The 11815-nt window shown below is 43.6% G+C and carries 15 protein-coding genes and 1 tRNA gene; 6 read left to right on the forward strand and 10 right to left on the reverse strand.

Features of this window, described 5'->3' with window-relative positions; genetic code table 11:
• From pheS to HY807_11570, 10 genes are all read right to left on the reverse strand, one after another.
• Complete coding sequence (gene pheS / locus HY807_11525) at positions 1–1017, reverse strand: phenylalanine--tRNA ligase subunit alpha (protein ID MBI4827028.1); 1017 nt, start codon at positions 1015–1017, stop codon at positions 1–3.
• Complete coding sequence (gene rplT / locus HY807_11530) at positions 1014–1367, reverse strand: 50S ribosomal protein L20 (GenBank protein MBI4827029.1); 354 nt, start codon at positions 1365–1367, stop codon at positions 1014–1016. The genes pheS and rplT overlap by 4 nt, the downstream gene beginning before the upstream one ends.
• A gap of 190 nt (positions 1368–1557) precedes the next feature.
• Positions 1558–1752 (reverse strand): 50S ribosomal protein L35, encoded by a 195-nt coding sequence (rpmI, locus tag HY807_11535; GenBank protein ID MBI4827030.1) that lies wholly within the window; start codon positions 1750–1752, stop codon positions 1558–1560.
• A gap of 34 nt (positions 1753–1786) precedes the next feature.
• On the reverse strand, positions 1787–2320 hold the full coding sequence (locus tag HY807_11540) for a translation initiation factor IF-3 (GenBank protein MBI4827031.1): 534 nt from the start codon (positions 2318–2320) through the stop codon (positions 1787–1789).
• The gene (thrS, locus tag HY807_11545; protein ID MBI4827032.1) at positions 2307–4049 is read right to left on the reverse strand and encodes a threonine--tRNA ligase; all 1743 of its coding nucleotides are present in this window, start codon (positions 4047–4049) and stop codon (positions 2307–2309) included. The genes HY807_11540 and thrS overlap by 14 nt, the downstream gene beginning before the upstream one ends.
• Before the next feature lie 24 nt (positions 4050–4073).
• Positions 4074–4148, reverse strand: a tRNA-Val gene (locus HY807_11550).
• Between the two features lie 77 nt (positions 4149–4225).
• Positions 4226–4405 carry a rubredoxin gene (locus tag HY807_11555; GenBank protein MBI4827033.1) on the reverse strand — a complete coding sequence of 60 codons (180 nt, stop codon included), beginning with the start codon at positions 4403–4405 and terminating at the stop codon, positions 4226–4228.
• A gap of 18 nt (positions 4406–4423) precedes the next feature.
• Positions 4424–5221: a 6-carboxyhexanoate--CoA ligase gene (locus HY807_11560; protein ID MBI4827034.1), complete on the reverse strand. Its 798-nt coding sequence runs from the start codon at positions 5219–5221 to the stop codon at positions 4424–4426.
• Positions 5221–6180, reverse strand: a complete 960-nt coding sequence (bioB, locus tag HY807_11565; protein MBI4827035.1) for a biotin synthase BioB — start codon at positions 6178–6180, stop codon at positions 5221–5223. The genes HY807_11560 and bioB overlap by 1 nt, the downstream gene beginning before the upstream one ends.
• A gap of 96 nt (positions 6181–6276) precedes the next feature.
• Positions 6277–6579, reverse strand: a complete 303-nt coding sequence (locus HY807_11570) for an acylphosphatase (GenBank protein ID MBI4827036.1) — start codon at positions 6577–6579, stop codon at positions 6277–6279.
• 116 nt (positions 6580–6695) lie between these two features.
• Between HY807_11570 and HY807_11575 the strand changes: the two genes are divergently transcribed.
• From HY807_11575 to HY807_11600, 6 genes are all read left to right on the forward strand, one after another.
• Positions 6696–7088: a transcriptional repressor gene (locus HY807_11575; GenBank protein ID MBI4827037.1), complete on the forward strand. Its 393-nt coding sequence runs from the start codon at positions 6696–6698 to the stop codon at positions 7086–7088.
• A 97-nt stretch (positions 7089–7185) separates the two neighbouring features.
• Positions 7186–7560 (forward strand): class II SORL domain-containing protein, encoded by a 375-nt coding sequence (locus HY807_11580; protein MBI4827038.1) that lies wholly within the window; start codon positions 7186–7188, stop codon positions 7558–7560.
• A gap of 42 nt (positions 7561–7602) precedes the next feature.
• Positions 7603–8817, forward strand: coding sequence for an FprA family A-type flavoprotein (locus tag HY807_11585; protein ID MBI4827039.1), 1215 nt, complete (start codon positions 7603–7605; stop codon positions 8815–8817).
• Positions 8818–8828: 11 nt separating this feature from the next.
• Positions 8829–8966, forward strand: coding sequence for a rubredoxin (locus HY807_11590; protein ID MBI4827040.1), 138 nt, complete (start codon positions 8829–8831; stop codon positions 8964–8966).
• A gap of 14 nt (positions 8967–8980) precedes the next feature.
• Positions 8981–9208 carry a hypothetical protein gene (locus HY807_11595; protein MBI4827041.1) on the forward strand — a complete coding sequence of 76 codons (228 nt, stop codon included), beginning with the start codon at positions 8981–8983 and terminating at the stop codon, positions 9206–9208.
• 178 nt (positions 9209–9386) lie between these two features.
• The coding region (locus HY807_11600) for a hypothetical protein (GenBank protein ID MBI4827042.1) at positions 9387–11815 on the forward strand (2429 nt) is incomplete at its 3' end.

Consider the following 11815-nt stretch of genomic DNA (forward strand, 5'->3'; position numbering starts at 1 on the left):
TTAAAATTGTTCTAAAAACCTTTTATCATTCTCAGGAAAGAGGCGGACGTCATCAATGCTGTACTTGAGCATTGCAACGCGCTCTATACCCATTCCGAAAGCAAAACCTGTGTATTTGTTCGGGTCATAACCAGCCTTTTCATAAACCTTCGGATTGATCATCCCTGCGCCGAGTATCTCAATCCATCCGGTATTGCTGCACACATTGCATCCTTTTCCTTTACACATTACACATGAGATATCAATCTCAGCGCTCGGCTCTGTAAAGGGGAAGAAGCTCGGCCTCAGCCTCACTTTTGTATTCGGCCCGAATACACGATGTATGAATAGTTCAAGGACTCCTTTGAGATCGCTCATCCGGAGATTTTTATCTACCATAAAACCTTCAAGCTGATGGAACATGGGGATGTGGCTTACGTCAGAATCACACCTGTAGACCTTTCCCGGCGCTATGACCCTGAGCGGAGGAGCATTCTTTTCCATGACCCGGACCTGTACAGATGATGTATGTGTTCTCAATACAACATCATCGCTGATATAAAAGGTATCCTGCATATCCCTGGCAGGGTGGTCTTTAGGCATATTCAGCGCTTCGAAATTGTAATAATCCAGCTCGACCTCAGGCCCTTCTTCAACAGTGAAGCCGAGAGAGATAAATATATTTACAATGTAATCAAGAACCTGGGTAATCGGGTGGAGACGGCCAAACGGGATATAATTGCCCGGGATGGTCACATCGATCCGTTCACTCTTCAGCTTTCTATCGAGTTCCCGGGCGCTGAATGAGTTTTCCAGCTTGGTAAAAAGCTCTTCCAGTGCATTCTTGGTTTCATTGATGACGCGTCCATATTCGCGCCTTTCTTCACTGGGGACTGAACTGATAGCTTTTAATTTTTCGGTGAGTATGCCCTTCTTTCCCAGATATTTTATCTTCAGGGTCTGGAGGGCATTCAGTGTGTCGGCTTTTTCAATTTCTTCAATGGCAAGATTCTTTATGGAACCTGTTTCACTTGTCATTCAGCTTTTTTGGTCATCTCAACAAGCCGGGAAAAAGAATTAGGGTCATTATAGGCCATATCCGCAAGAACTTTTCTGTCCATCTGAACATTAAGCTTCCTGAGGCTGTTCATAAACTGGCCGTATGTAGATCCCAACGCCCTGACTGCAGCATTTATTCGCACTATCCACAAAGACCTGAAATCCCGCTTTTTGAGCCTCCTGTCTTTATATGAGTTCAGTAAAGCCCTGTCAACGGCCTGCGTGGCAACCCTGAACAGCCGGCTTCTTGCTCCGTAATAGCCTTTGGCCATCTTGAGCACTTTATTTCTTCTTCTGTTGGTTTTAAAACCACCTTTTGCTCTTGGCATGAATCTTTTCCTCCTGCATATGCTTAAATATTATTTGTTATATATATTGAGTGGTTATTATACAGCAAAACATATATTTTTTTAAACAGGCAACAGTTATGAAAAAGTGACAGATAACATCCATGAATGAAAAGACAGATGCATAATGAGAATCCGGCAATTAAACCATTGCTTGTCAGCGGTTATGAAATTAGTAAGGCAACATCTTTCTAACAGCGTCAAGGTTGGCATCATGAACCATACATCCCTGTCTCAGCTTCTTCTTTGTCTTGGCATTCTTACAAGTCATCATATGACTGGCAAACGCCTTGTTTCTCTTAAACTTGCCTGTGCCTGTCTTTCTGAGTCTTTTTGCAGCCCCTCTGTGTGTCTTTATTTTCGGCAAAACAGCTTCCTCCTTGGTTTCTGTATAAAATAAATTATTTGGGTGAAAGGACCAGCATCATGCGGCGGCCTTCCATCTTTGCTCTCATCTCAATAACTGCGATATCAGCCAGAGCTGAACATACCTGGTCAAAGATGTTCGTTGAAAATTTGGATGCATAAACTATCTCTCTGCCCCTGAACATCATCGATACTTTGACCTTATTTCCTTCTTCAATGAACTTCCTGGCGTTCTTTATCTTAAATTCAAGGTCATGTTCGCTTGTCTGAGGCCTGACCTTGATCTCCTTTAAAGTGATCGTCTTCTGCTTCGTATGTTTTTTATTCAGCTGGTACAGATATTTGCCATAATCAAGTATCTTGCAAACCGGCGGATTTGTGTTCGGCGAAACCTCAACAAGGTCAAGGTCCTGGTCAATCGCGATCTTCATCGCCTCATTCACGCTTAATATTCCGAGCTGCGTTCCGTCGCTGTCTATCACCATCAGTTCTCTTGCGCGAATCCGCCTGTTGATCCTTAGACCTTTTGAGTCAGCGCCCTTTCTGCTTACTTTATTACCTGTGATCATCCACCTCCGTTTTAAGTGTTGCCAAGAACCTGTCAAGCGGCATCTCAATAGATCCCTCTTCGGTTCTTTTCCTTATATTTACAGTTTGGTTTTCCAATTCTTTGTCACCTATTATACACAGATACGGTGTTTTTAACATAGTGGCCCTTCTTATTTTATAACCTATCTTTTCGTTCTCAGCATCAAGGTCTGCTCTTATACCTTCTTTGAGCAGCGATTTAAGAATGGCCTTCCCATATTCAATATGCTTCTCAGAGATAACCAGTACAGAGACTTGTACAGGGGCGAGCCACAATGGAAATGCGCCCGCATAGTGTTCTATCAATATGCCGAAGAACCTCTCAAGCGACCCCATCAGGGCGCGGTGGATCATTATGGGCCTGCAATCCTTATTGTCAGGACTTCTGTAAGTAACATCAAGCCTCTCCGGTATGTTGAAGTCTACCTGAATGGTGCTGCACTGCCATTCCCTGCCAAGTGAATCTTTGACCTTGATGTCAATTTTCGGGCCGTAAAAAACCCCTTCGCCAGGGTCAATGGTATAGTCAATTCCCTTGCCTGTCAGAGCGTTCTTTAACGCATTAGTGGATTTTTCCCAACTAACTTCTCCGCCAACATATTTTTCAGGCCTTGTGGATAGATAGATGCTGTAATGTGTAAAACCGAATGTCTGAAGTATGAAGAGAGTGAACTCCAGCACCTTCAACACCTCTTCTTCAATCTGGTCTTCCGTGCAGAATATATGAGCATCATCCTGCGTAAATCCCCTGACCCTCAGCAGGCCGTGAAGCACGCCGGAGCGCTCATAACGATATACCGTCCCAAGCTCCGCATATCTTATGGGCAGATCTCTGTAGCTGCGGAGATGGCTCTTGAAGACAGCAACATGAAAAGGACAGTTCATCGGCTTTATCTCGTACTCAAGATTATCAATATCCATCGGCGAATACATATTCTCTTTGTAGAAATCAGCATGGCCGGTCTTTTTCCAAAGATCAAGCTTTGCCATATGGGGAGTATATAGAATTTTATAATCTGATCTGATGTGCTCAGCTGTCCAGAAATCTTCAATAGACTTTCTTATGGAAGCCCCGCGCGGGTGCCATAGGACAAGTCCGGCGCCTATATCGTCATTCATACTGAAGAGGTCAAGCTCTTTTCCAAGACGCCTGTGGTCCCGCTTCTTTACCTCTTCAAGAAAGTCGAGGTGTTTCTGCAGTTCATCTTTTGTAAAAAAAGCTGTACCGTAGATCCTCTGCAGCATCTTCTTTTTTTCGTCACCGCGCCAGTACGCGCCTGCAACAGAAAGGAGCTTGAACGCTTTTATCTTTTTTGTGTAGCTGACATGAGGCCCGCGGCAGAGATCAAGAAAGCCGCCCTCTTCATAGACCGTCACAGTTTCATCAGGTATCTCTCCAATGAGTTCAGTCTTGTATATCTCACCCATTCCGGCGAATAATTTCAGGGCCTCATCCTTCGGCATCTCATTCACCTTGAACGGATTGTTTTCCTTTATGATCTCCTTCATCTTCTTCTCGATCAGAGGAAAGTCTTCTTCGGTAAAGGAGTGGCTGCAGTCAAAGTCATAGTAAAAGCCGTCAGCAATGGCGGGGCCTATTGCGAGTATCGCATCCGGGAAGAGTTCTTTAACTGCGTGCGCCATAACATGCGAGGTGCTGTGGCGGCATATCTCTAAAGCCTCTTTGCTGTCTTCCTGCGGTTCTATGATGGTTCTCCTAAGCCCTGTTTTAAATGGTAGGCACGGGCGGTATCGAACCGCCGACCTCTACCGTGTCAAGGTAGCGCTCTCCCCCTGAGCTACGCGCCTGAATAACTATTTGAGACGTAAGTGAATATTATACATATGGTTTTAATAAAATAAAAGAAGCGTAAAATATTAGAGTCCTATGCGAGAGGCTTGAACATATGCTTGCCTGCTCCGCAGGACGGGCACTTCCAATCATCAGGCAGATCCTCGAACTTTGTGTCTTTAGGAATGCCTCCTTTTCTGTCGCCTTTGTCCGGATTATATATGTATCCGCAATTAAGCTGCTGGCATTGCCACATTTCTTCAGGTTTAGCCATATCGTCTCCTCTCTATCTTTATAAAATATAATGATAGCCCAGGATATCACTTATCGTGACTATTCCCCGGCAGCGCATTATTTTATTTATTATAACAGGCTGATCGTGAAGATATGAAATCAGATCTTCAGTTTTTCCGCCATCAACAAAGAACACCCGCCCGCCATGCTCTGCGCCTTTCTTTTTGAAGTGGGGCAGACGAATATATCCATAGCCTGCGGCAGTTACGTATCCGGTAGTGTAGCCGGGGTTATCTGAAATACATATTTCCGCTATTACTGCCGGATGATGTTGAACCTTGCTTGCCAATATGAGAGCCTCTCTGACAGTAGCGTTGTTTATGCCGAGCCTGCCGAGCCTTGATGATAAAGACCTGAATGCGGTATTAGTGATACCCATTCGGCTTGCTCTTATGCTTTTACTGCTGCCCATCAACTGCCGGCCATCCATATCGAGAAGGAATGCACCTGCCCTGACATCCCCTGAGGTCAGTAAGTCAAAAGCAGCAGCAACTGACTTCTTAGATATTCCTGATGAGAAAAGAATATCAGCGGCTGCATTTTTTGCGGAACGGGAGTTTGCTGTATTCAAGGTGCAAAGTGGCAAGGACGGGATAGTTACAGGTTTTCCCATGACCTTATCAATGCTGATATGAACTTCATCCGGCTTGCCTCTTTCATGAGACAATGCCCTTGTGGAATATTTTGTTACAACCTTATCAATATCTTCTTTTTTGTATAATCCTTCAGCTCCTGAGATATGATGCCCCTGCTTTGAAGCTCTCATCCTTATGCTGTAATATGAGCTGCGGGACATTATATTTTGAGCCCGAGATCCTTGATCATGCGTATGTCATCATCAGGATTTCTGCCTGCAGTTGTCAGATAATTCCCAAGCAGCAGGCCGTCAGCTCCGGCGGTAAATATGAAAGACTGGAGATCCTTCAATGTCTTGTCCCTGCCGCCGCATACTCTTATGCTGCGGTCAGGGAGAATAAGCCTGTAAATAGCTATGATCTTTAATGCTTCAGAAGGAGTCATCGGATTATTATCTCCAAGAGGTGTTCCTGAGACAGGAGTAAGGAAGTTTATCGGGACGCAGTCAACCTCAAGGTCTTTCAGGGCGAATGCCATATCTATCCTGTCCTCCCATGTTTCACCAAGGCCGAAGATCCCGCCGCTGCATACAGAAAGCTTGAGCGTCTTTGCCGCCTGTATGGTCCTGATCTTATCCCAATAAGTATGAGTGCTGCATATCTCACTGAAGAACTCTTCCGAGGTTTCAAGATTATGATGATATCTGTGGAGTCCTGCCTCCTTCAGCTTTCTCAGCGCTGATATATCGAGCAGTCCCAGTGTGGCGCAAGGCAGCAGTCCAAGGGTTCTTAATTCATAAACAAAGTAGCATATCTCATCAAGCTCTTTTTCAGAGGGCCTTTTTCCGCTTGTTACGATGCAGAAGCGTTTTACACCCAGCCTCTTGGCAGCGACTGCTGATTCAAGGAGTTGTTTTTTAGTAAAAAGAGGGTAATTATCAACTCCTGTATTATTATGTACCGACTGCGCACAGAAGTGGCAATCCTCGGAGCATCCGCCTGATTTGGCATTGACGATAGAACAGAGATCGACCGTGTTCCCTCTATTTTTGACCCGCGCCTGATTTGACAGCTCCATCAGTTCATAAATGGAGTCCCCGCTTAACCTGGATAAAAGAAGGGCGAGTTCCCTGTCTATACCGCTGCCGGAATTTCTTTGTTTCAACAATGTGATAGGCATGGCGTTATTATCCCCTTCTCATTTATCTGAGTCAAACCCAGATATCGGATCGTATATTCATGAAGATACATGAATAGCAAATTATTGTCTGATTTTTTAATACCCGTACCTTATCTTAAATTCGTCAAACTCACCGGCATATTCAGTCCATTTCTCATCAACATCAGATACCCTGGCAGATGGCGGCCCGGCTTTACACCACAGTGCTGCCTTCTTAACATTATTGTGGTCACCCTCAAAGACCGCTTCAACACTTCCATCAGGAAGGTTCCTGACCCATCCTTTCAGTCCAAGCTTGTCAGCAGTCTCTTTTGTTGCGGCACGAAAAAAAACACCCTGGACCAAACCTGTTATGTGAACCCTTACAGCACTTTTTTTCACGAATTTATTATAAACCATTTTAATTTTCATTAGAAAAGCTATTCAATATTTCCAATTGCTTGACTTGATTAATTCGGCTGTGATACGCTTACTTAGAATCATTATTAACAAGTATATTTTCTTGGAGGGAATATATGGAAAAATATAGGTGTTTAGGAATTAAATTAACTCCGCAGAGGCTTGCTATACTGGATTATCTTAGAGATAATACCAGCCATCCTTCAGCTGAAGATATATATAAAATAGTCTTGAAAAATTTCCCTACCATGTCTTTTGCTACTGTTTATAACTCTCTTGAAGCGATGAAGAAGAGTAATTGCATTAATGAACTGAATATCGACCCTGCAAAGAAGAGATATGACCCTAATATGTCGCCGCATCATCATATAATATGTAAAAACTGTAACGTGATCTATGATATCCATAAGAACTTTGACCTGTCACTGCCTGCTTCAATGAAAAGGGGCTTTGAACTCCTGGGCAATCATATTGAGTTTTATGGATTGTGTGAAAAGTGTCAGGCTTAATCGAGCGTTAATATATTGAATAACCGGCCTGTTTGCGGCATCGAATGATCTGTGATAAAGTCTTAGAGTAAATTCAAATCATTTAACGGAGGATAACATGTCTGAAAAAGGAATATTTTGCGGGATAAACCAGCCAAAGGATGCCTCAAATCCGACCGAATTAGAGAAGAAACACATACCGGTTATCGAGTGTCCTGACAAGGTCAAATCAGGAGTGCCGTTCCAGGTAAAGATCAAGGTCGGCGAGATACCTCACGTCTCTGAAGAAGGGCATCATATACAGTGGATCGAGGTGAAGTCCGGCGAGAGTACTTATGTAAGAGTTGAGCTTACCCCTGCCCTTTCAAAGGCTGAGGCAACAGTAACGCTTGTTAAGGCCGGAAAACACAGGACAAGCACACTCAGGGCTGTTGAGCGCTGCAACCTGCACGGGATGTGGGAAGCAAAGAAAGAGATAACTGTTGAAGATTAATTTTTTTATCCTGATTAAAAAATAATATTTTTTGGAGGTTCGGTGAAGGCGATAGAGATCAAGCCGGATATTTTCTGGGTAGGCGCAGTTGACTGGATCGTCAGGGATTTCCACGGCTATGTTACCCCGAGGGGCACTTCCTACAATAACTACCTCATAAATGACGAACAGGTTACGCTTGTTGATACTGTAAAACATGACCATTCAGGCACCACAATTGACAACATAAAGAGTGTTGTTGATCCTTCAAAGATCGTTAATGTTGTTGTCAATCATATTGAACCTGATCACGCGAGCTCTCTCGGCGACATAATGAGACTCACTCCTGACGCTAATATCTATATTACCGATAAGGGCAGGAAGGGCCTGGGCAGGCATTTTGATATTTCAAAGTGGAAGGTTAACATCGTCAAGACCGGCGATACACTGAAGACGGGAAAATACACGCTCTCTTTTCTTGAGACGCCGATGCTTCATTGGCCTGATTCCATGATGACTTATGTAAATGAGGCGAAGCTTCTTATCAGCCAGGACGCATTCGGCCAGCATATTGCTTCATTGACAAGATTTGACGATGATTTCTCAACCTGCGCGTCTGCCAGTGAACTTGAAGACTCGGTTATAGAATACTATGCGAATATATTAATGCCGTTCGGGCCGCTTATCAAGAGCAAACTCGCGGAGGTTCAGAAACTCGGGCTTGATATAGACATGATCGCTCCTGACCACGGCATTATCTGGAGGCGGAGCCCCGGAAAAGTTTTAAATATGTATCTTGATATGGCAAACGGAAAATCCGACCTGAGCATAGCAATAATCTTTGACACGATGTGGCACAGCACAAGCGCTATGACGCTTCCTATCTCACAGGGCATACAGGACGAGGGTGTTGACTGCAAGGTCATTAAACTCCGCTCAACACCGATGAGCATCGCCATAAAAGAGTTCTGGAAATCCCGCGGCTGTCTTATCGGCAGTCCTACCCTTAACAATATTCTCTATCCCTCGGTGGCGGAATTTCTGACTCACCTTAGAGGCCTTCGTCCCAAGAACCGTATTGCAGGAGCCTTCGGCAGTTTTGGATGGGGCGGCGGCGCTGTCAAGAACGCTTATGAGGAATTCGGAAAGATGGGGCTTGAGGTCTTTGAGCCGGGGATTCAGGTCAACTACAAACCTGATGCTGAAGATGAGAAGAAGTGCTATGACTTCGGCAGGGAGTTTGCCAAAAAAGTCAAAGAATATCACTTGAAATTTTAGTACACAGGAGAATAACTATGTGGAAATGCACTATCTGCGGTTATGAATATGACAACGCTGCTGAGGCTGTACCGTTTGAGGCACTTCCTGACGACTGGAAGTGCCCTGTCTGCAATGCGCCCAAAGAGGCGTTTGAAAAGATCCGTTAACAACTTCTTTGAATATGATGACTGAAGAAACTTCTGCTGACAAGACGAGAAGAGAAGTCTCCGAGGTCATAAAAAGCCTCCAATGGCTCATGGATAAACATGACGGCTATTTCGCGTTAGGCGACATTAACGGCGATGAAGCAGCCATCCACTGTTCCGGCGTCTGCACAACCTGCGATACCAAATGCATAGAAGAGGCGATCAAAGAAAAACTGCCCCACCTGAAAATAATATTCCGCTAAGTTTGTTATATCTGAGAAAAATAATCGGATAGTCAATCAGCAAGAGATGTTATACAGGTAATATAGCTAAAATATCTGCCTGAACAAAAAAACTATTGACATAAGCTTACAAACTATTTAAACTTCAGAATCGATTTAATCGAACATTATTAATCTGAAGTTTAAATAGGAAAAAATCATGTCAGTAAAAATATCATTTCTTCTTATCTTTTTTGTAGTCCTTTTGTTACCGCCTGTTAATACGCAAGCCGCAACTGTCATATGGACAGGAAGCGCTTCAACTGATTGGGGCACCGCAACTAACTGGAATACTGAAACCGTTCCCTCACAAAGCGATGATGTGATAATCGCTGATGTGACTAACGACCCTACCATAGATCTGTCCAGAACAATTAACACTCTCACTATCAACACAGGCGGACTATTAAATCTTAATGGCAACAACCTCACAGTCAGCGGGAATCTCACAGTCAACGGCACGCTTGATGCATCAACTGGAACGCCAACGATTACTGTAGCCGGCAACTGGGATTCATCAACCGGGACTTTTAGTTATAAGCAGAGTGGTGTTGACCTCGGAAGTACTGTTGTTATGACCGGAATCAGTAAGACAATTAAGACTCCAAGCGACAGTAATACATTTGGATTAAGCAGATTTTATAACTTGGAGATAAACGGTGAAGTTGCGAGCAGAGAGAAATTCCGTGTGTATAAGAAACTCTCAATTATAAAAATAGCAGGTTACGCAACTATTCCAAAATTAACCATGGACTCATATTATCGTATAGCGGTCAATTGGGGCGGGGATATTGTAATTGACGGCGGCATATTGGCAGGACAATCAGCTTTTTATATGATGGTGAACGATGAAAGCAGAGATCATGTTTCCGTAACAAACGGCGGCAGAATCACTGTAGCAGGGTTTAAGTACATGGTTCATAATGGCAGGGCAAGGGTGACGGCTGCACATTATGAAGGTTCATTGTTTATATGGGCTGAAGTTCCTATTCCTGTTTATCCGGCAGAAGGCGCAGTAGCTGTTTTAGGCCCCGGAGTAAAGCTGGAAGTAGATAATAACACGTTTGTAAGCGGGGCTTTTTATGGTGACGAAAAAGTTACCTTGGATAATACGGTCTACAATACAGCTATGGATTTAAAACAGGCTCTTGTTATTGGTGATGACGGAGTAGGGAACAAGAGAGGTGAATTCAGGGCCGGTTCAGCGGCAATAAGTGTAAACAGGGTTTTTATTAAAGCAATCAGCACTGCATACAGACCTGATATCAAAAATAAGTTGGTGGCCGGGAGTTCTACATGGAATATCTCAGGCACTTACTGGAAGAATTTCGGTGAGTTTGATAAGGGGACATCTACGGTTAACTTTACATCAGGATCTGCCGGAAACACCATTCTTTCAGGTGGTGCTCCTTTCCATGATGTTATATTCAATAACGTATCTGGAAGCTGGATATTGCAGGATGGTATGACAGCAAATAGTTTAACGTCAACTATGGGAGGAGATCTGGTTTTCAATGCAGGAAGCGCTTACGCAATTACAAATATAGCCTTAAACGGATCTTCAGGTAATCAGGTCAATTTAAGCAGTACAATTCCTGCCAACAGTTGGAATTTAAATGTGACTAATATAACCCAGCCTTTATCTTATGTGGGAGTAGCTGATTCAAACGCAGCCAATCAAATATTGTGTACAAATAACTGTTTAGATAATAACAGGAACACAAACTGGATCTTTTTTGCCTATGCGCTGAATTACACCAAGGCAGGCACCGGCAGTGGCACAGTATCGAGTTCACCGGAAGGTATAAACTCTGCTGAGAGCGCATCAGCTGCATTTAATGGCAACACAGTCGTTACGCTTACAGCCACACCATCAACAGGCTCAACATTCGCAGGCTGGAGCGGAGATGCTGATTGCACAGACGGCTCAGTAACGATGATCGGGGAGGCAAACTGTACAGCCACGTTCACATTAACGCTTGCAGATGCAGATAATGATGGCATTTTAGATGATATAGACGGGAATGGAATAAACGGTGAAAATCCATGCAGAGGCGGAAATAAAGTTAATTGTGACGACAACTGTATGGATGTTTCAAATACTGACCAACTTGATTTTGATTTTGATGGTATAGGGAATGTTTGTGATTTAGACATTGATGGAGACGGGGTAAATAATCAGGATGATGCTTTCCCATTTGACCCTATGGAGACGGCTGACTCTGATAAGGAAATTCCTGTTATTGTTGGATCAGGATTTAGATATACTCCAAAAATCTCCGGCAACATTATTGTCTGGTCAGAATACAAAGACGGCAATTATGATATTTATATGTATGACATCACAACTGGAGTTGAGACACGTGTAACTACTGATCCGGCAGAGCAGGGATCTCCTGATGTCTCAGGAAACAGAATAGTTTTTGATGATGAGAGAAATGGTAATTGGGACATCTATCTATATGATATCTCAACAGGGACAGAGACCCGGATCACTAATAATCCCGCAAATCAGTATCAACCGGTCATATCAGGTGATTACATCGTATGGGTAGATACAAGAAATGGCAATGAAGATATTTATATGTA

The organism is Nitrospirota bacterium, assembly GCA_016207885.1.
Classification (GTDB): domain Bacteria; phylum Nitrospirota; class Thermodesulfovibrionia; order UBA6902; family UBA6902; genus JACQZG01.